The organism is Streptomyces sp. NPDC002092, from assembly GCF_053593775.1.
Genome location: NZ_JBSFDG010000025.1, coordinates 24,776 through 45,001 on the forward strand (window position 1 = coordinate 24,776; position 20,226 = coordinate 45,001).

Genomic DNA, 20,226 nt, shown 5'->3' on the forward strand with positions numbered 1-20,226 from the left:
GCCCTTGATCCCGAAGATCATCCTCGGCAAGGGGCCAGAGGCCACGCGCCGCACGATCGGCTACCTCTTCGGCAAGGGCCGGGCCAACGAGCACATCGACCCGCACCTGGTGGCCTCCTGGAACAACTTCGCCCCCGACCCCGGCCGCAGCCCCCACCGCGACCCCAAGGAAGTAGAGGCCCAGCTCGCCGCGCAGCTCGACCAGCCCGTGAAGATGCTCGGCGACAAGGCACCCAAGTACACCGTGTGGCACTGCCCCGTCCGTGCCGCACCCGAAGACCCGATCCTCACCGACGCCCAGTGGGCCGACATCGCCCGCCGGATCGTGGCCGCCGCCGGCATCGCCCCCGCAGGCGACGACGAAGCCTGCCGCTGGGTGGCCGTCCGCCACGCCTACGACCACATCCACATCGCCGCCACCCTCGTACGGCAAGACGGCAGGCGCCCCCAGCGCGATTACGACCAGCGCGCCGTCCAACGCGAAGCCCGAAAGATCGAAATCGACTACGGGCTGAGGCGGTTGAAGCCGGGCGACGGCACCGCCGCCAAACGCCCCACCAGCAAGGAACACTTCAAGGCCAAGCGCCTGGGCCAGGACGCCACCTCCCGCGACGTCCTGCGCCTGCGGGTCCGCCGAGCCGTCGCCGCCGCAGCGGACGAGGCCGAGTTCTTCGCCCTGCTGGAGGCCACCGGCGTGAACGTGCGCCTCAAGCACGGCCCGTCCGGCGACGCACTCGGCTGCAACTTCGCCCTGCCCGGCGACACCAACGACAAGGGCCAGCCGGTCTTCTACTCCGGCTCCACCCTCGCCCCCGACCTCTCCCTCCCCCAGATCCGCCGGCGTCTCGCCACCACCAGCCCCGAACGGGCCACCGTCCGGCCGGGCAACCCGTGGCACCAGGCGACCAACGCCACCGAACGCATCCCCCACCACCTCACCCACGGCGACGACCCGACGGGGCAGGGACAGCTGGTCGCGCTCGGGGCGGCACTGGACCTCCTGCCGGTCACCGCACCGTCGACGCTGAAGGCCGAACTCGAACAGGCCGCGGCCGTCTTCGAGCGCGCCACCCGCTCCCGCATCGCCGCCGACCTCGACAGCACCCGCGCTCTGCGTCGCAGCGTCCAGGCGATCTGGAAGGACCCCACACAGCACGGGGACGGTGCCGGGCTGGCGATGCTGCTGGACGTCGCGCTCACCGCGGTCGCCTACGCGATCCACTGGCACCGCACCCGCCAGCACGCCCAACAGGAGGCAGCAGCGGAACAAGCCCTCGTCCATCTGCAGGTCGCGTACGCGCAGGTCGCCGGCCCGGTCCTAACGGACCTCGCACGCCGCTCCCCTAGCCTGCAGACCAAGCGCCGCTACGCCCACCACCTCCAGGAGGCAGTACCGCAACACGCCGAGCGCATCCTGGCCGATCCCGCCTGGGGTGCACTCGCCACCGTGCTCGCCGAGGCAGAAGCAGCAGGACACAACGCAGCCACCGTCCTCGACCAGGCCCTCGGCCAGCGCACCCTGGACGACGCCCACAGTCCCGCCCGCGCCCTGACCTGGCGCATCCGCCGCCTCGGCGAACGCCACGCACCCAGTCCACAAGCCCAAGCAGCGAAGCTCAGCGGCACGCAGCGCCCAACCCCACCCGTCCAATCTCCGCCGCATTCGACACGACAGCGCTGATCAGGCTTAGGCGGACAGCTTGGGGGTGAGCAATTCCACCGCTTCCTCCCAGCGGAAGCGGTCCGCCCCGCCCCCGGCCTTCGGACGATGCGGCTCGTACGAACCGATCAGCACACCCATCTCCCGCAGCCAGTCCAGACTGCGGCGATAGGCGGGGTGGGCGGCCTGCGCCGAGTTCAGATACGGCAGGACGGCGGTCGGGATGCCCATGCCGTACGCCTCGCACAGGATGCCCAGTGCCAGGGTGTCGGAGATCCCTGCCGCCCACTTGTTGACCGTGTTGAAGGTGGCCGGCGCGACCGCGATGGCATCGGCGGGCGGCAGTGGGCGGGCCTCGCCGGGCGTTCGCCAGGCGGAGCGGATGGGGTAGCCGGTCTGCGCCTCGATCGCCTCGGTGTCGAGAAAGCCCAGTGCCTGCGGCGTGGCGACGACGCCGACGTCCCAGTGCTGCCCCTGCGCAGCGGTGATCAGTTTGCCGACGTCGTCGGCGATGCCGCAGGCGCAGACGACGACGTACAGGAAGGGCTTCTTCTCCGGGTCGGTCGGCTCACTCACGCAGGGACTCCCAGTTGGCGGCTGAAGTGGTGCAGTTCCGGCAGAGTACGGCGGCGGTCGCGGGCGGCCATGTCGGCGACCAGGTCGCGGACGGCGGGTCGGCGGACGTCCTGGGCGGCGCAGGTCTCGGCGATGCGCAGGGCTTGGTAGCCGTCGGAGAGGCGGCCCTGCTGGCTGTAGGCGCGGGCTGTCTCCACCCACAGGGCCGCCCGCCGCTCGGGGACCGGGATGTGCCGACGCATGAGCGGGCGGGCGGCCTGGAGTGCGAGGCCGGAGTCGCCGAAGGCCACCAGGGCGCTGAGCTCGTGCAGGGCGACGTTGGTCGGGCTGAAGTTGGCCCAGGCATCGGGCTGGTCGAGGGATACGTACCGGGCCACCTCTTTGGCCTCGGCGAGGAATTCCTCAGTGGCCGCGCGATCGCCACCGCCGCTGGCTGCGGTCACACCGCGGAGCAGCAACAGCCCAACGGCTGCGAGATGCTTCGGAGAGCGGCGGTCGTACGAGCCGGTGAGCTGATCGGCCGTGTGGCGAACGAGGGTGACGGCCTGGGCGGTGTGCTTCTCGCGGGCCAGGACGTGGGCCTGTACGCGGACGCTGGAGGCCAACACTATGGGGTCGCCTGAGCGTTCGGCCTCGGCCATCGCACGGCCGACCGCGAGCCAGGCGTTGCCCTGGTCGTGCTGCTTGAGTAGCAGGCTGGTGGAAGTCTGGTACGTCGTGGCCAGCAGCGCGGACAGCACATCGCTGTCCGTCGTGCTGCTGGATGCCAGTCTGAGGTCGGCGATCAGGCCGGGCAGGGTGCGCTCCAGCTCTGCGTAGTCGCAGGTGTAGAAGAGCTTGCGGGCAGTCCCGACCCGCTCTCGGAGCGCGATCGTGTCCAAGGGGGCGTCGGTACCTGCCGCGCTCAGTCCCGGGAGGAGGGCCTGGACGAGATCGTCGTGGGCGGCGGCCGAGGCGGCAGGGGGCGCGAGCGCGGCGATGCTCGCGGCGAGGAAGGTACGGCGGTGCATGTCGTCTGCTTCGGGATCGGTGGCGGAGGCGTCGGGAACAGCAGTGGCAAGACCCAACTGTTGGGCAGGGATCTTGAGTTCCTGCGCGACGGCACGCAGGACACGGATGTCCTCCGTGCCACGGCCGCCCTCCAGACGACTCACCTTGGACTGGTGGTAGCCGAGCGCGGCGGCGACGTCCTTCTGCGAGCGCCGCTGTAACACTCGTGCCTGACGGATCACTTCGCCGATCCGTCTCGCTTCCCTGTGTGCTTCGGCCATCTGCCACGGCCCCTTCTGCCGTCGCCGATCCTGCCTGCTCAACCGAGCGTAGGTCAGCCGTACTTCGCCGTGATGCAGCTCCTGCATAACCGATGCACCGCCGGCACCTGGCCTAACCACCCACTGCTACGAGCTGGTTGCGTGAAGTGGCCGCACCAACGTCGGGAGGCCGCTCATGGCAGCGCACCAGCTCACCCTGTCCGTACCTGCTAACCCCACCGCGGTCGCCTCCGTCCGGCACCAGGCCGTGGAGGCGATACAGGGCTGGGAGGTGGATCTGGACGACGAGGTGGTGCACACGGCCGAGCTGGTGATCAGCGAGCTGGTCACCAACGCCGTCCGGTACGCCGGCAGAGGTCAGGTCTCGCTGGAAGTGCAGCTGCTCGCAGCCGTCCTGCGCGTTGAGGTGCGCGACTCCAGTCCGGTGCTGCCTCGGCCCGGCCTCCCGGACGAGCACGGCGAGAACGGTCGCGGCCTGTTCCTCGTCGCCGCTCTTGCCGACCGGTACGCCGCCGAACTGACGCCGACGGGCAAGCGGTGCTGGGCTGAGATCGCCCTGCCCGTCCGCCCGGCGACGAAGACGACCGTTTCCCTTCCCCTACAAAGGAGTTGACCGTGCCCACCAGCACCTCTACTCGGGCCGCCGAGGTGATCGCCGTACGCCCCGGCCCGCCACTCACCGGCACCGTCACCGTGGATGGCTCGAAGAACGCCGCTCTGCCGCTGCTGGCCGCGGCAGGGGCTCTTGGCCGCCCTGTACGGCTGGGCAACATCCCTGCGAACACGGACGTCAAGATCTTGCTGGCCCTGTTGGAGCAGGCGGGCTGGCACGTTGCCCGTCCCGTCGGCGAGCAGACAACCGCAGTACTCATGCCGACCGAGAGCCGACACACGCATCCCGAGCTGCCGCAGGCCGCCCACATCCGCGCCTCGTACTACCTGGTCCCCGCCCTGCTCGCCCGGCACGGCGAGGCCCGACTTCCCTGGCCGGGTGGCTGCCGGATCGGCGCTCGCGGCATGGATCTGCACTTCAAGGTGTACGAGGCGTTCGGCGACCGGAGCGCACAGGACGACTCCGGCTACCGCATCGAGGCCGTCACACCCCGCACCGGCACCGTGTCCCTGGTGCTGCCGTTCCGCTCCCGTGGGGCGACCGTGGCCGCAGTGCTGCGCGCCGTGACAACCGGTCGCCCCCTGCAGCTGGGCGAACCCAACCTCTCACCAGAAGTCCTGTCCGTGCTCGACGCCCTCCGCTCGGTGGGCTGGGAGACCCAGATCAGCGCGCACCTCCTCACGCTCTCCCCGCCCTCTGTCGGCCAGAAGGACGCCGTCGTCTGGCAGGTGCCCGGCGACAAGATCGAGGCCGGCACACTGGCCTGCGCAATCGCCGCGACCAGAGGTACCGCTCGTGTCAACGGCGTGCACGGCAAGGACGTAACCCCACTCGTAACTGCCCTCCGCCGCCTCGGAATCCCGGCCAGCGCAGAGGACAACGCCCTCCGCGTCCACGCCCAGGACACACGGCCGATGAGCCGCCCCCTGCGAGCTATCGCCACCCTCAGCCCCGGCGGACTGGACGCTGACTTCGAACCGCCCCTGATGGCACTCGCCCTCGGCCTGCCCGGCACGCATCTGTTCGCCGACGCGATCAATCCCGGCCGCCACGGCAACCTGCTGCCCCAACTGGCCCGCCTGGGGGCCGAGATCGAGGAGATCGCCCCCACTGAGTGCCGCCTGACCGGGCCTCAGCAACTGACCGGAGCGGGCGTGGAGGCAACCGACATCCGCACCGGCTCCGCCCTCATGGTCGCCGGCCTCACCGCGCGAGGCGTCACCACCGTCGGCGGCCTCGACCAACTCCGCCGCGGCCACGCCGATCTGCCCGGCAAGCTTCGCGCTCTTGGCGCCGACGTCTGCGAGGTCACCCCATGACCGCCGCCCGCGCCTTGCGACAGATCGTGGCCACCACCGACGTCCACTCCGCCCTCGACAACGCCGCCCCGTTCCTGGCCCACCTCCACGCTCTCCGTCCGACCTCGCTCATCGTGGACTGCGGCGACTTTTTCGAAGGCTCCGGCTACTACCGCCTCGCCCACGGCGCCATCGAGCGCAAGATCCTGCTCAAGTTGTACGACATCCTGGCGCCCGGCAACCACGGCTGGCCGCACCATTTCGAACCGGATCTCCACCGGCTCACCGTCTGCGCCAACGCCGTTCACGCCGACACCGGCGACGCGCTCTTCCGCCGCATGCGGATCGTCGAGATCGACGGCCGACGCGTGGGCATCACGGCGGTGATCGGTCAGCAGGCTTTCCACTCGATTCCCGTCGGCGAGCGCGCCGAACACCGCGTCATCAATCCAGTCCAGGCGCTGCGCGAGCTGTTGCTCGCCCACCACCACGAGGTGGATAGCTGGATCCTGCTCAGCCACTCCGGATTCGACGAAGACCTCAAACTGGCAGCTGATTGCCCCTTCCTTGATGTGATCTTCGCCGGGCACTGCCACACCGAGCAGTACGGCCCGGCGCGCGTGGGCGACACGCTCATCGTCAAAGGACAGGAACTCGCCGACGGGTACGCGGTCGCCACACCGGTCGGGCCGGGCTGGGGTGCCGGCTCCACGAGCTTCCCGGACCGGACGCCAGCTGCTCTCGCCGCCGAGCTGTCGGAGGCGATCGAGGAGATCGGCCGGGCCAGGAAGGAGTTGGCGGTGGCTATCGGGCCGATCGCCCGGACGTATCAACACCAGACACTCGATCGCCGCGGCCTGCTCGTCGACCTGGCCGCCCGCCTGAGGAGCGGGCTCGGTGCCGACGCGATCATCCTCAACGACACCGCGCTGCGGACCGTCCCACTCGGCGACATCCTCACGCTGGGCGATCTGCTGGCCATCGAGCCCTTCGACAACCAGCTCGTCCACGCCCGCGTCCCAGTGGACTTCTGGCAGGACCTGCCCGGCCTGTTGGCCTTCCTCACAGAACAGGCTGGTCCTCTCGTCGTGTTGCCGGACCCCTTGCCGGACGGCGTCACCACGGTGCTGACCACCGACTACCTCGCGGACAACTACCTCGCGGGCCGCTCCCACGCCGCAGGACTACTCCTCAGCCAGGCCCTCAAACACGTCCTCACCACGCCCGCTCAAGGAGGCACACGGTGATCCTCACCGGCCCCGAGATCACCGCCGCCGCCCAGGACGGCCGCCTACGGATCACGCCCTTCGCCCCCGACCAGGTCAACCCCAACAGCTACAACGTCAGGCTCGGCCCCACCCTGCTCGCCTACGCCGAAGGCGTCCTAGACGCCCACCAACCAAACCCGACCACCGAGTTCGCGATCGGACCGGACGGATACGTGCTCCAACCCGGCGAGCTCTACCTGGGCCACACCCTCGAAGAGGTCGGCTCCGACGTGTTCGTCCCGCTGCTGTTCGGCCGGTCCTCCGTCGGCCGGCTCGGGCTGTTCGTCGAGATCACCGCCCCGATCGGGGACATCGGCTTCCACGGCCAGTGGACCCTGATGCTCACGCCGATCCGCCCCCTGCGCGTCTACGCGGGCATGCGGATCGGACAGATCATGTTCTTCGCCTCCGCCGGCCCCATCTCGCCATACGAAGGCAAGTACCAGGCAGCGACCGGCCCGCAGCCCTCCGCCTACTGGCGCGACGTGACCAAGCTCCGGGCGGTGGCCTCGTGATCCTCACCGGACCCGCGATCGCCGCCGCCCAAACCGCAGGCGAGATCGTGATCGACCCGTACGATCCGGCCCGCCTCTCCCCCAACGCCTACGACTGGCGCCTCGGCGACACCCTGCGCATCTGCGACACCGATCTGGACGCGGCCTCTCCAACGCCGTACGCCGAGACCGCCATCCCGGACTCCGGATATGTCCTGCACCCCGGCGTGCTCTACCTCGGCATCACCCACGAGAGGACCGGATCGGAGGCGTACGCCCAGTTCCTCAACGGCAATCGCACCACCGGCGCGCTCGGCATCTGGGTCCACGTCTCCGCGCCCCTCGGCCACCAAGGCCACGCCATCCACTGGACCCTGGAGATCCGCGCCGCCAGACCCGTCCGCGTCTATCCCCGGATGACCTTCGGCAAGCTCGTCTTCCTCCGCTGCCTCGGAACCCCCGCCAGCTACCAACAGCACGGCCTCAAGTACGCGGCGACCGCAGGCATCGACATCTCGCGGCTCTATGAAGAGCTCGCCGGAGGTGCCACATGAGTCCTCGGGTAGCGACCCTCCTCGACCTGCCCTTCGGCAGCGCCGGCGGCAGCGTCGAGCTCTTTCTCGACCTCTACACCGGCGAGGACCCGCTGGTGCCGGCCCGCGCCTTCATGCTCGCCCCGCAGGCGCCTCCACCCCACGTACCTTCGGGGCTGGAGTTGCTGACCGTGCCCGGCAAATGCCTCGCTGGGCCGCCTTTCACGGCGTACGTCAACGCGTTGCGTCGGGCCCTGACGCAGGGCATCAACCCGGCCAGCATCGATGTCCTTCACCTCCAGCATCTCGCCTTCGGCGGTACCCCCGCCCTGATCCGCGCCCTACCCGCACGCCCCCGGATCGCGCTCGTCCACGGCACCGACCTGCTGTTCGCCGAGGCCCATCGCGACCAGATGCGTGTCCTGCGGGAAACTGCGCGTCTCGCGGACGCCATCGTCGTCCCGACGGGCGCCATGGCGGATCGGCTCCTTCAGCTCGCGCCCACAATGGAGCGTAGGAAGATCGAGAAGATTCCCTGGGGTGTGCCCGATCACCTGCTCACCACCCCACCGCCGCGCCCTGCCCGCCGACCGACCGGACACCTCCGTCTGCTCTACGCAGGACGCCTCACCGCCGAGAAGGGCATCGAGGCGCTCCTGCGCGCGATGCCCGTAGCCCAGGCCGTCGAACTGAGCATCGCGGCGCCGCGTCACCAGTTCCATGGGTTGACCCCGCTCCTACGCCTGCTCAAGGTCCACGTCCGCTACCTCGGCTGGCTCAGCCGTCCACAGTTGTGGAAAGCCTTCGCCGACCACGACGCCCTCGTCATGCCCTCGACCACCCTCGAAGCCATGGGCCTGGTCGCTCTCGAAGCCCAAGCCTGCGGACTACCAGTCGTCTACCAGCCCGTTCCAGGGCTGAGCGACACCCTCGCCGCAACGGGTCTTGCCACCGACTTCACCAACCCGGCCGCCCTCGCCCAGGACCTCAAACGACTCCGCTCCACCCCCGGCCTGCTCCCGGCTCTCCAAGTCGCTGGCCGCGCCAACGCCACTCGCTATCCCCTCACAGCCACCGCCGCTGCCCTGGCCGACCTCGGCAAACAGCTCATCTGACCTGCCCGCGCCGCAACCAGTTTCGTACCAGCCCCCTCACTACGCTGACCATCGGGACATCTCACGGCCCACGATCGATCGGGAGACCATGGCGCTCGACCTCGACACCGACCGCATCCACCAACTCCTCCACGACGGTGCACGCGACAAGATCTACCCCGGCGCAGTCTGGGCCGTCGGTGACAGCCGAGGAACCCAGGCCAGCGGCAGCACAGGCGTCCTAGATCCCGAACGGCCCGACGAGCCGATGCAGTGCGACACCGTCTTCGACGTCGCCAGCCTCACCAAGATCCTTGCGGTGTGGTCGACCATCGGCAGCCTCGTCGAGGACGGGAAACTCCAACTCGACGCACCACTAGGCGACTTGTGGTGCGAAGTGAGCGAACACCCACTGGCGCAGGTAACCGCACGCCGCCTGCTCACCCACACCGCCGGCGTCCCGCTCCGGGCCAACCTCAAGAACCTGTACGGCACGGACCCGCAGGACGTCCGCGACGGCGTCCTGCGAGAAGCCCTGCACCGGCCGCCCGGTGAGGCCGTGGAATACACCGACCGCGCCGCCCTCATCCTCGGCTACCTCGCCGAACACCTCTCCGGCCAGCGGCTCGATGCGCTCGCGGCCGACCGCGTCTGGGGACCGCTGGGCATGACACAGACCTGCTTCGGGCCGTTGAGTCCCGAAGCGGCGGCCCGCTGCGCACCGACCGAACTCGACGACAGCACGGGAACCCATCTCAAGGGACTCGCCCACGACTTCTCCGCCCGCCTGCTCGGCGGCGTGTGCGGCATCGCGGGCGCCTTCTCCGTCCTCGACGACGTCGCCACGTTCCTGCGCTATGTCCTCGATCCGAACCAGCTGAGCGCATCACCCGGATTCGGCACTAACTGGATCAAGGAATCTCTCCAGATCCACACCGGGGATCTGACGCCGCCCCGGGGCCTGTTCTGGCACCCAGCACCTGGCACGACGCCGGAAGCCGACGACGTCTGGGTGCACTACGGCTTCACAGGCACCGGCATGTGGCTCGCCCCCAGGAAGGACCGCTGGGCAACTCTGCTCACCAACAAGCTCTACTACAGCCGCGAGCGGGAACCGCTCACCCGCGTCCGCGACGAGTTCCGCTCTCAAGTCTTCGCCTGAACAGTGCAGGTTTCGGGCACCTACCAGGCGTACCGTCGCACTTCAGTCCAAGGCGGAGTCCGCGAGGCAACTCCGAAGGATCACGCAAAAGTAGCAGCGCTCCGGCCTCTGCTGCCTCACAATGGGCTCCTGTCCCACCCGGCGCACAGAATGTCCATGTGCCCCGTCGAGAGCGGTGATGAAGGCGTCCCGTTGGTACAAGTGTGACCTCCAAGTGGCCACACCAGCATGGAAGTTCAACCTGCCACCAGGTAGCTCATACGACTTCTCCCTGGAGGCGGACAGGGCCCGCTTCGCGGACGCTTACATGGAGAGGCTCCGCGAATCCGGCATCGAGGTGATCGCGCTGGCGGACCACAACACCGGTGCGTGGCTGCCTGTCATGCAGGCCGCGGGACGGAGGCACGACATCGTCGTCTTCCCCGGCGTCGAGGTGACGACGGCCTCTGGGTCGGACGGGGCTCACCTGGTACTGATCGGCGACCTGGACCGTACGGAGCAGGACATCAATGTGCTGCTTGCTCGCACTTGCGGCTTCGACGACGATCACCCGAGGTTGAACCCGAGGACAAATGACCCCGCACCAGCTCCCCGGACGGTCAATCAGATCTTGGATGATCTTCCTGAGCAGTGGCTGGCGATTGCTCCGCACGTGCTCACCGACAATGGTCTTGCCTCGGGGAACACCGTGCGCGGGGATCTGCGTTGGAAGGCGCTCCATCACGACCGGCTCAGCGCGGTGGACCCCGGAGAGGTAACAGAGGAACGGCGCGCCGGGAAGAGTTTCGTGGCCCGGTTCCTCAACCGGGCTCTTGGCGAATTCCCATGTCTTGCGCGCATGCCGTTTCTCGCGACGTCAGACGCCTACAGCCTGGAGGGTTTAGGGTCGCGTTACACATGGATCCGAATGGATACGCCATCGAAGGAGTCACTGCGGCAGGCATTTCTTGACCACGACGCCCGCATCATGCCGAGCTGGGACCCACGGCTGATCGCGAACCCAGACCCCAATGTCGTCGACCACGCCTGGGTAAGGAATATCGAACTCGGCGGCACGTTGGGCAACTCAACAGAGCCGCTACGGGTCTCCTTCGACCCACGGCTGAACGTGATTATCGGAGGCCGCGGCGCCGGCAAATCAACCGTGGTCTCCGCATTGCGGCAACTATACGGCAGCACCCAGAGTCTGCCGGACTCCATCGAGCACGAGGCGACCGCATTCGTCGATGGCGTCTTCAGCGAAGCACGATTGACCGCACAGCACAGACTCGCCATCTCCCGGGAGCAGCAGACTGCTCTGTGGAGCTCCGCGCTGGGCTCACGCACAGAGCGCAACGGCGTGCAGTTGCCAACACACTTCCCGATGCGTGTCTTCAGCCAGAAGGAGCTGTTCGAACGGACCGCACATGACCGTTCGGACCGTTTTGCCGCATCCAAGCACCTGTTGAGCCTCGTTGACGCGGCCCTTGAGGCTGATGCAGCCGCTCCGGGCGGATTCGCGATCGAGTTGGATGCAGCACGGACCCAGTGCCTGACGAGAGTCGCCAAGCGGATCAGCGTCGAAGCGCGGCTCGCTCAGCGCCCCTCGCAGATGGCCCGGCACGGCGAACTTCTCCATCAGATCGAAGCATTCGGGGATGCTGAGAGCCAGAGCTCCCGTTTGGAGAGCGAGCGGATTAGACGCGACCACGCCAGACTCGGCGCCGACGCCGCGCGGTTCGAGGCCGCAGTGGACGAACTTGGCGCGGCAACGATCAAGCGTCTGCAAGCAGCACTGCCAAAGGCTCCAGCAGGGCTGGACGAGGAGCCTCAGCAGTTGTATGCGGAACTTGCCCAGATCCGTGACGAGCTCAACCGGACTGTCCGAGCCAGTGTCATAGCGGCGAAGGAAGCACTTGAGCAGAACCGCCAGCGGCAGCAGACGGGGGTCTGGGCCGATCGGGTGCAGCGTGCGGACAGGGAGATCATCGAGTTCCAGCAACGGTTGAGCTTGCTCGGAGTGGAGCCCACGGCCTACCTCGCGCTTACCGAGGCACTGAACTCCGTGCAGGGAGTCCTGCGGGAACTTGAGGATGACGAAGCCGCTGCCCCTGGGCTACGCAGCGCGGAGGAAGCGGCATGGTCCGACCTGAAGCGCACCTACGAACGCCGGCGTCGACGTCGCGAGACGCTGTTTGCAGAAGTAGCCAAGCGCAGCGGATCACTGCGTTTCGAGGTGGTCCCGCACGGTAACTGCACCAGCTGGGTACAGGACGTGCGTGGTCAACTCGGAGTCCGATCCGGCGGGTTCGTCGACGACATCCCCGCCCTAGCTGAGTGGCTTTGGAGCGCGCCACTCAATGACGGACAGCGCCGTCAGGAACTCTGGCGCCGGTCCCTGCTGACGTGCGACTTCACGCAACTACGTCAAGAGGCCGGCGGTAAAGCCACCTGGTGGAGCAAGCTGGCGAAGCTGGAGTCGACACAACGCATCCGTCTCGCAATGAATTTCCCGGACGACGCCGTGGTGATGTTCTTCCTGCGGGACGGCGGCAAGGCCGAGAACGACGCCGACTGGCAGTCGGTCACCACCGGTTCGCCAGGCCAGCGCAGCGCGGCAATGCTCAGCTTCGTCCTACACCATGGGACGGAACCGCTCGTGCTGGACCAGCCCGAGGACGACCTGGATACTGCGTGGATCTCTCAGCTCATTGTGCCGGAGATCAGGAAGAGCCGGTGGCACCGGCAGGTCATCGTGATCACGCACAATGCCAACATTCCTGTGAATGCTGACGCGGAGCGGGTAATCGTCCTCGAGAACGACGGCTCTCGGATCCGAATCAAGACCAGCGCTGCGGTGGCAGGTGCTGAGGGGTACCACGATCAGGAGCACGTGGGCCCCATCGAAGTGACGAAGGTCCGTCATGACATCCAGGACATCCTGGAGGGTGGAACCGCAGCGTTCATGTCTCGGGAGCGCCGCTACAACAACGAACTCAGCACCTACCGAGCCGCTCTACACGGCTGACAGTTCGGCTGGCAGTGCGATGTTCACGGCACCGAGTTCCGCGTGCCCCCATCACGTAGACATGCGCACTTGCGTGCGCCCCGTACGGGGCACATAGCTTCCGTCTTGACGTGTACAGATCGCATGGATACTGGGGGCGTGCAGGTTGAAGGCGAAACCAAGGGTGACGAAAGGCGTGTTACGGGACCTCGCGCGTCCGTCGAACGTAGCCGTTCAGTCGGATTCGGCGCTGGTCGGCAGCGTCGAGGTGGCCGTGGCCAAGGATGACAAGAAGCGTGCGGAGAAAGGTACTTCGCTCCGACGGAAGAGCGGCCTGGAGGCTCTCCCGAGGGCGGAACTCGGACAGTCGGTAGAGCTGGCTCCGTGGCATGTACTGCACGACCTCGCGCAGGCTCTTTCCCTCTCTCGACAAGGCGCTGGGCGTGGTCTCGCCGAGCATTGGGGAAGCCTCAAGTACAGCCAGGCGCTCGATGCGGTAGCGGACAGCTACATACAGTTGTCCGCCGAAGCCAAAGGGATAGCCCGGGACTACAAGCGTCTGCAGTCGCGGGAGTTGGGGCAGGGTTTCGCCCTTGCCCTGGCACGGCAGGCCCTCCTACGTCGATATCCAGACCGCTTCGTATCCTTCGTCAGCGCCGATGTAGTCATACGGGCTGGATGGTCCAAGGGATCGGTCGGTTACGCCTACCGGCCCGACTTTTTCGCCGAAGTCTGGAAGCCGGGCGAGCCGTCACGTGTCTTCCCGATTGCGACCACGGGGAACCATGGAGGCCCCAAACCCTCCTATTCCCAACTCGCCGCATGCTCAGCCCATGTCGAGGCCATGCACATCGGCGCGTGGAACGAAACACCATGCCTTGTCTTCAGTACGGAGTTCCCTTCGGAGGGACCCGTTACAGTCCATGTCCTGCACGCACGAGGAGAGGACGGCTGGTTATACGGCTCGCCCGAGCATCCGCTGCGAAGCGTGAACAGTCCCGCCGAAAAAGGGAACATCGTGCCGGGCATCCAGCCTCCCACGCGCGGTGACCGGGTTCCCCAGTCCGAGCCCGGTTTCCATGTCCAGTCCGAGGACTCAGCATGGTTCCAGCACGTCGTGGCACGAACAGCGACAGCCGGAACAACTGCCTTCGCAGGCGATGGCGCCACAACCGCTCGCTACCTCACCACCGACCAGGGGAGTCGACGCTACGACGCCGGTGTCGCGCATGCGGCATCAGGAAGCGTCCAAGACGCGACGTACAGGCTTCTCGGCATCCCCTTCGTCGGCACGGATCACGTCTTCCGGCTGAACAACAAGCGTGTAGAGGCGTTCTCCGGCGTCGCAGCCGATCTCTTCGCCCTCCTCTCAGCTGGGAAGGCCGAGGAGTACCGCAGTGAAATTTACGCAAGACGCGGCACCTGGCCAGGACAGACGTGGGATCCGAACTGGGGAGGCCCTGTCTCGATCCAAGAAGACGGAACAGTCCTGGCCATGCGCCTACTGCGTTTAAGGAAGAGCACGAGCACTGAGGACGCCTCGACGTAACCCCCCTTCAGTCTCAGTGTTCTATGTTCTGCGCAGGCGGAGGAGACGCCATCAGAAACTCCGCGCTTTCTCCGCCCACGTTGGATCGAGTGCACCCCGGTTCATGTACCCGCCGTTGTTCCACCGCCCGGACGGCGGCGAGCAACAGAGGCCGGCGTTGGGCGTTGTGCGGAGGCATTGGGATTACGACCACGACCTCGTTCTGTGGGCGCACGCGGAGTGGGCGGTACAGGAGGCGCTGCCGCCGTCGCCGCGAGATCGTTCAGCGTGGCATTCACCACCGGCCAGCACATGTCGAGGGTGTCGCGGTTCGGGCTGTGTCCCTTCTGTTTCTCTGCCAGGGGATGGACGAGATTCCTGTACTGCCGGATAAGCTCCGAGGTCAGCTTGGCGTCGTACTCGATCCATTTGTTCTCGTACGCGAAGTTCAAGAAGTCATTCAGCCCCATGTTCCGCAACGGCTTCGGCATGGGTACGCCTGCGGCACGGACCTGCGCAGCATGCGCGAGCACACCCTCTAGGAGGCTGCCCAGCATGATGACCGCCGACGTGTAGGCGCCGTGCTCGTAGCAGGTGCGTGCCTCGTCCAGCCGGAGTTGCACGGTGGCGGCGAGTTCCGGGTCGCTCACCACCTCCGTCACAGAGACCTTCAGCTCGACACGCGGCAGCTGCCGTACTTCGTCCTCGAATCCGGCCTCACAGCGGACGAGGGCCAGTTGGCCTCCGTCCTCGCCGATGCGGCGTCCGCCGAGCACGAGTATCTCGTTGAGCTGCTTTAGTGTGGCGCGGTACTCGTGCTGCTGGTTGTAGTACTCAAGGCGGTTCGCCAGGCGCAGTATTGCGCGCTCGGCGTCATCCGTGCCGTCCTCCTGCCGTTCCTTGAGGAGTTCCCGGGCCCACTTGTGCCTGGGTGTGCTGCCGTCGTACTCCGGAACGTCGTCCCAACCCGCCCGTTGGAAGAACGCGGCGATCTCGTACCCCTTGCGGTAGAGCAGCGGCGGCTCGTCCCCGCAGATCAGGTGGGCGATCTCCGTCAGCGTGCTGTCGTCGAAGACTTCGCTCATGTCAGGCTCCTTCGGGAGAGACGGACGCATCCTCATCGAGCATTGCGTCGAGTTCGTCGGCGGTGAGGTCGGTGTCATCGGCGTCGTCGATGTCGACCGGAGTCCATGTGCTCCCCGCGTCACCATGCGCCTCCTCGGTGACTCCGGGGCTGATGCCCAGAGCGTCCAGCCGCTGCCACAACGGGGCCAGCGAATCCTCCGGGGACAAGGCGAACTCGCTGCTGCGCACGCGCCAGAACTGCCAGCCCGCTCGGCGCAGTTCGCGCTCCCGCTCGTAGTCCTCACGGATGTCGTCAAGATTGGAGTGATATGGGCTGCCGTCGCACTCCACGGCGAGACGGCCCGCCTCTCCGACGACGACGAGGTCGATGCGTTTGCCGCTGACCTTCCACTGCGGAACGACGTGGTAGCCGCGTTCCTTGATCCTTCGGAAGACCTGCTGCTCGAAGAGGGACTCGAACGGCTTGCACGGCTCGTCGGGCGAGACGGCGGACAGGCTGGGAGAGGCGCCCTGGAGTTCCGGCGGCGCCTGCATATAGGTGAGCAGGGAGTGGCGCAGGTCCCTGCTGCGCAGCTGGTCCGGTGTGACGGAGGTGAACAGCCACATCTGGTCGCGCGCCCGGCTGGCGGCCACGTTGAACCGCCTTCCGTCCCCCTGGCCGGTCAGGGCCCGGATGTGGCCGGCGTCGATGACCAGCGAGAGCAGGATGACGTCCCGTTCGTCCCCCTGGAACTGTTCGGCCGTGCCGACACGTATGTTGTGTCGCTCGCGGATCGCGGGGTCGATCCGCGTATCGATGAGATTTTCCAACAGCCTTGTCTGGTGTCCGGAACGAAGCACGATGACTCCGAAACTCCGTTTCGCGTACGCGTCGTCCTCCGCGAGTTTCTGCAACGTGGCGACGATGCGTTCTGCCTCGGGCCTGTTGACCAGGGTGTCTCCCCGTCCCTCGCAGTGGCCCTCATGGACATGGACGACTTCGAGGGGCCGCAGCCGATCCGCTCCGTACTGTCGCAACGGTACGAGTTCGTTGTCGGGATAGAACTGGGTGGAGGACCATTTGATGATCTCCGGCATGCACCGGAAGTGCTCGGTAAGCCGGATCGTCTCGGGAAAACGGGCGGACAACAGGGCATACAGGTTGGACTTTGGACTGAGCCCGTCCCGCTGCCAGTCGATGAGATGGGGCAGGAGTGAGTCGAGGAGTTCGTCGAACCGCTCGTGCTTACCACCCGTGTAGAACGGGACACACTGCTTGTCGTCACCCACGACGATGACTCTCGGAGCGAGCCACAGCAGCATCAGCCCGTCCAGACCGACCTGGCTCGCCTCGTCCACGATGACGACGTCGAAGGCATCCGGCTCGGGATCAATCATTTCGGCGACCTGCTTGATCGGCATGACCCAGGCCGGAACCGCGGCACGCGCCTCACGCATCGCGGAACGGGCGTTCTTCAGATGCCGCTTGCCGAGTTTCGTCATTCCCTTGCCTGCGTTCGCCATGGCCGACGCATAGGCGCTCAGTGCCTGTTTCTGGCCGACCGTCATCCGGTCCAGGCAGTGATACAGCGCTCTGCTAGCGGCCAGTTGAGTCACCGTGTTCCTCAACTGCGTCTCGACCGCGTCCAGTTCACCTTCCAGTCGAGCTTCCCTCCCAGGCGTCAGCATCGTGTCCTGGAAGGTGCGTGCTCGCCGCCATGCCCAGGCTCCGTCCAGGTTCGCGAGGCGGGCCTCCCAGGCCGCCTCGGTTGGGGACTCGGCGAAGCGCCGCGCCAGTTCGGGGTGGTCCTCGGACAGTCGATCCAGGAGTTTGCGGGCCTCCCGACGATCGGCCTCACGGTGGAACGCCTCGGTCAGCGAGTCGATCGCGGACGTGTACGCCCGCGGATTACGGGCGGTGACAGCCCGGTGGACCTCTGCCAGTTCGGTCACTCCGCGGGCATCGGGTCGCGGCAGCTGCTCGGAGATGGATCGCAGCCTCTCCTCCGCTTCACGGGCACGGAGCAGCCGTTCCGCGGCGTTCGCCGATGTACGGACGTCATCCCACTGCTGTGCCGTCCGCACCGTGGCCTTGATCCGGGCCTTGAGCAGGACATCGTGCAGCGTACGTACGGAGTGGGTGAATCCGTCCACCGCGCGGAGCGTCGGCACCCGGTCCAGCAGCTCCGACAGAGCCACCTGTGTGGAGCCCTCGGCCTCGGGCGCGTCGACGCTCTTCCAGCGCTCGTTCAGCTGCCGAACGCACTGGCGTGCCGCCAGATGAGCCACCAAGGCGGAGATCTCGTCCGGTGTGCTGGGCAGCCGCCCATCCACCCGGCAGTCTCGCAGAAGGACTTGGGCCTCCTTCTGGACCGACCTCGGGGCGAACTTGCGCAGCTTGCCACCTGCACGCAAGTACTGTTCGAGGTCCTTCCCGGCGGCGATGAGACGTGATTCCTCAGCAAGCGCCACGTCGGGTACGTCGAGCACGGCGAAGGGCGTGTGCTGAAGGACGCTCTGAACGTCTTCGGCACGGGCGGACGCCTGCCGCACTCCCTCCCACAGCTGCTGCCGTCGGCCCGCCATTCCGTCCTGCAAGGCACGCGTGGTCCACTCCTCGGGCGGCCAGGCAGCAGGATCGCCCGGCAGTCCCTCGCTCTGCAGCGCGTGTTCCGCCGCGTCCAGCAGACCGACCAGTGTCGCGATCAACTCATTTCCGCAATCTGCGAGTTCGAGGGCGAGTGTGTCAGACGCCGGCGCAGCACAGGCACGTACAGCGGCGTCTAGGGCATTGACCGCCTCTTCGAACAGCACGGGTGGGACGAAGTCTGCGGGGTCCGGGCAGCGGGCGGCATGCTCGTCCAGCACTCCGGCCCCGTGCCGGGATACCAGACCCAGCAGGCGCTGGGCCTCGTCCTGGCTCAGCGAAGGTTGTCGCGGTGCCAAGGCGGGCAGGTCGGGCATCCAGTCGTACTTCGATGCACCGGCTGCGACGGTCTCCACGATCTCCACGAGCCGCCCCTTGTATCCGGGTGCCACGTCGAGGTGTTCGTACCACTCCGCCTCACGTATGGCGCGCAGATCGTCACGGAGCCGCGCGCGGGTGTCCGACAGTTCAGAGCGCAGCGCCTCATAGCCCTTGATCCTTACGTTGAGGCGCTCCGTCGACTGGGTGGCACTGAGCTGGGAGAGCGCGCGCACGGACTGTTCCAGGTCGTCGCTGCCGTCCTGGCGTCGGTCGCCCTGGAGGACGCACAGGCTGCGCAGCTCAGGAGGCAGTTGCTGCCGCAGGACCTTCAGCGCCTGGCCCTTCTCACTCGTCACGAGCACTCGCTTGCCGTCCGCCAGCAAGGCACACACGAGGTTGGCGATGGTGTGCGTCTTTCCCGTGCCAGGCGGTCCCTGAACGACAACGCCGGTATCGGTCTGTAGGCGCCTCAGTACCTCCCGCTGGGCTTCGTTCGACAGCAGCGGAAACAGCGGGTCGGGGCCGAGGGCGGGCGGCACGTCACGGCCCCCCGCCGCCGTACCCCACACCCTGCGGTCTTCCGCTTCGAGCCGGTACAGCAACTGAGCCAGGCCCAGTGGCGCGATTGCACCGGGCTGGGCGAGGCGGTTCGCGATGCCGTCATAGAAGTTCACGAGGGCGCCCTGGCCTCGCTGACGGAGAATGATCGCCGGCGCGAATCCGAGCGTGGGCACCGGCAGCGCCGGGTCGGCGGGCGGGCGGCCCCAGCCGCGGTGGAACGCCACCGCGCGATCGGTGCCGAACGCCCTCTCCGACCAGTCACCGAGCATGTCCTGGGAGTCCGGGGACAGCGGATGGAATCCTTCCGCATCGACACGTTCCCGCAGCGGGCCCAGCAGACGGGTGCTGTAGCCCTCGTCCGCGTCGAGGAACTCTCTGTCCTCCAGTCGCGCCGGGTCGCCGGGTGCGAGGGCCACGGTGATGGACATGTTCGTGGAATTCACGGTGAGTATCAGCGGCGCCGTCAGAATGTGCCGGGCGATGCGCGCCGACGGACGTGCGGCTCCGACGGTCAGCAATCCGGTGCCTAGTACCGCCTCATATTCCTCGCCGTCCTGCTGAATCCTGGTCGCCATTCGATACAGCTGCTGATAGAGCTCCCGGTGAGGCCGGTCGACGCGCTCTTTCTCCGACCACTTGCGCCACGCGTCGAGCCATCGCGTGTAGGCGCGCAGCACGTCGTGCGCTTCCTCCCGGCGGATTTCGGAAACCTCGAACAGGTTTCCGTTCTCATCCTCCTGCCAGCCCTGACCCGGCCCCGACTCGGCCAGCGGCGGCGCTTCGGGCCTCGCGGTGGCGGCGGCCTCAGGGTCGATCCAGCCCGCCAGCACCTCGGGTATGACAGGAGCCGGGCGAGGCGGGCGGTGTGCCACCTTGAGAAGCGTCCGGTCGCCGTCCGGGTTCCGCCGGAGCCTGTCGTCCGGCAGGCCGGAGAGCCAGAGGACCTCCGGATATTTCTGCCAGTCCCGCACCGGCTTGTACGACCCGCGAACGAATTCGCGGATATATTCGATTAGTTGGCGCGTACGGTGGACCGCCTCCGGATTGTTCGCACGGAGTGCAGAGTGAAGAGACACTTATCCCCCAGGTCATGGCTCGATGGAAAGCCTTCCAGGATGTGGGAGAGAAGGGCCGCCATCAACAGAGACC

General features: G+C 67.2%; 14 protein-coding genes. 10 read left to right on the forward strand and 4 right to left on the reverse strand.

All coding sequences use genetic code 11. From position 1 onward, the window contains the following. Window positions 1-4 precede the first annotated feature (4 nt). Window positions 5-1,681: a mobilization protein gene (locus ACWCRD_RS39585; protein ID WP_450970522.1), complete on the forward strand. Its 1,677-nt coding sequence runs from the start codon at window positions 5-7 to the stop codon at window positions 1,679-1,681. Window positions 1,682-1,687: 6 nt separating this feature from the next. Here ACWCRD_RS39585 and ACWCRD_RS39590 read toward each other — a convergent pair whose 3' ends face one another. Together ACWCRD_RS39590 and ACWCRD_RS39595 are read right to left on the reverse strand one after the other, a co-directional pair. Next, window positions 1,688-2,236, reverse strand: a complete 549-nt coding sequence (locus ACWCRD_RS39590) for a flavoprotein (protein WP_120051340.1) — start codon at window positions 2,234-2,236, stop codon at window positions 1,688-1,690. Further along, complete coding sequence (locus ACWCRD_RS39595; RefSeq protein WP_361285147.1) at window positions 2,233-3,507, reverse strand: helix-turn-helix domain-containing protein; 1,275 nt, start codon at window positions 3,505-3,507, stop codon at window positions 2,233-2,235. Before ACWCRD_RS39595 ends, ACWCRD_RS39590 begins: the two co-directional genes overlap by 4 nt. Before the next feature lie 175 nt (window positions 3,508-3,682). Here ACWCRD_RS39595 and ACWCRD_RS39600 point away from each other — a divergent pair, with 175 nt between their 5' ends. The 9 genes from ACWCRD_RS39600 (at window position 3,683) to ACWCRD_RS39640 (ending at window position 14,504) form a co-directional block, all read left to right on the forward strand. After that, a complete protein-coding gene (locus ACWCRD_RS39600) occupies window positions 3,683-4,120 on the forward strand; it encodes an ATP-binding protein (RefSeq protein ID WP_450970523.1) in 438 nt (145 codons plus the stop codon). A 35-nt stretch (window positions 4,121-4,155) separates the two neighbouring features. Beyond that, the gene (locus ACWCRD_RS39605) at window positions 4,156-5,439 is read left to right on the forward strand and encodes a UDP-N-acetylglucosamine 1-carboxyvinyltransferase (protein ID WP_450970578.1); all 1,284 of its coding nucleotides are present in this window, start codon (window positions 4,156-4,158) and stop codon (window positions 5,437-5,439) included. Beyond that, on the forward strand, window positions 5,436-6,665 hold the full coding sequence (locus ACWCRD_RS39610; protein WP_450970524.1) for a metallophosphoesterase: 1,230 nt from the start codon (window positions 5,436-5,438) through the stop codon (window positions 6,663-6,665). Before ACWCRD_RS39605 ends, ACWCRD_RS39610 begins: the two co-directional genes overlap by 4 nt. Then, window positions 6,662-7,201 carry a dCTP deaminase gene (gene dcd, locus ACWCRD_RS39615; protein ID WP_120051344.1) on the forward strand — a complete coding sequence of 180 codons (540 nt, stop codon included), beginning with the start codon at window positions 6,662-6,664 and terminating at the stop codon, window positions 7,199-7,201. Before ACWCRD_RS39610 ends, dcd begins: the two co-directional genes overlap by 4 nt. Then, the gene (locus tag ACWCRD_RS39620) at window positions 7,198-7,734 is read left to right on the forward strand and encodes a dCTP deaminase (protein WP_120051345.1); all 537 of its coding nucleotides are present in this window, start codon (window positions 7,198-7,200) and stop codon (window positions 7,732-7,734) included. The genes dcd and ACWCRD_RS39620 overlap by 4 nt, the downstream gene beginning before the upstream one ends. Further along, entirely contained in the window at window positions 7,731-8,828 is a 1,098-nt protein-coding gene (locus tag ACWCRD_RS39625; RefSeq protein WP_450970525.1) for a glycosyltransferase family 4 protein, read from the forward strand. The genes ACWCRD_RS39620 and ACWCRD_RS39625 overlap by 4 nt, the downstream gene beginning before the upstream one ends. Before the next feature lie 88 nt (window positions 8,829-8,916). Further along, the gene (locus ACWCRD_RS39630; RefSeq protein WP_450970526.1) at window positions 8,917-9,969 is read left to right on the forward strand and encodes a serine hydrolase domain-containing protein; all 1,053 of its coding nucleotides are present in this window, start codon (window positions 8,917-8,919) and stop codon (window positions 9,967-9,969) included. A 178-nt stretch (window positions 9,970-10,147) separates the two neighbouring features. Then, on the forward strand, window positions 10,148-12,976 hold the full coding sequence (locus ACWCRD_RS39635; protein WP_450970527.1) for a TrlF family AAA-like ATPase: 2,829 nt from the start codon (window positions 10,148-10,150) through the stop codon (window positions 12,974-12,976). A 163-nt stretch (window positions 12,977-13,139) separates the two neighbouring features. Further along, complete coding sequence (locus tag ACWCRD_RS39640; protein WP_450970528.1) at window positions 13,140-14,504, forward strand: hypothetical protein; 1,365 nt, start codon at window positions 13,140-13,142, stop codon at window positions 14,502-14,504. A gap of 101 nt (window positions 14,505-14,605) precedes the next feature. Here ACWCRD_RS39640 and ACWCRD_RS39645 read toward each other — a convergent pair whose 3' ends face one another. Both ACWCRD_RS39645 and ACWCRD_RS39650 read right to left on the reverse strand, forming a co-directional pair. Beyond that, complete coding sequence (locus tag ACWCRD_RS39645; RefSeq protein ID WP_120051350.1) at window positions 14,606-15,568, reverse strand: hypothetical protein; 963 nt, start codon at window positions 15,566-15,568, stop codon at window positions 14,606-14,608. 1 nt (window position 15,569) lies between these two features. Continuing rightward, on the reverse strand, window positions 15,570-20,153 hold the full coding sequence (locus ACWCRD_RS39650; RefSeq protein WP_450970529.1) for an AAA domain-containing protein: 4,584 nt from the start codon (window positions 20,151-20,153) through the stop codon (window positions 15,570-15,572). Between the last annotated feature and the right edge of the window lie 73 nt (window positions 20,154-20,226).

Coding starts and splice junctions, on each gene's coding strand:
- ACWCRD_RS39595 (WP_361285147.1), bottom strand. CDS start 3,507: ATGGCCGAAGCACACAGGGAAGCGAGACGGATCGGCGAAGTGATCCGT.
- ACWCRD_RS39600 (WP_450970523.1), top strand. CDS start 3,683: ATGGCAGCGCACCAGCTCACCCTGTCCGTACCTGCTAACCCCACCGCG.
- ACWCRD_RS39610 (WP_450970524.1), top strand. CDS start 5,436: ATGACCGCCGCCCGCGCCTTGCGACAGATCGTGGCCACCACCGACGTC.
- ACWCRD_RS39625 (WP_450970525.1), top strand. CDS start 7,731: ATGAGTCCTCGGGTAGCGACCCTCCTCGACCTGCCCTTCGGCAGCGCC.
- ACWCRD_RS39630 (WP_450970526.1), top strand. CDS start 8,917: ATGGCGCTCGACCTCGACACCGACCGCATCCACCAACTCCTCCACGAC.
- ACWCRD_RS39635 (WP_450970527.1), top strand. CDS start 10,148: ATGAAGGCGTCCCGTTGGTACAAGTGTGACCTCCAAGTGGCCACACCA.
- ACWCRD_RS39645 (WP_120051350.1), bottom strand. CDS start 15,568: ATGAGCGAAGTCTTCGACGACAGCACGCTGACGGAGATCGCCCACCTG.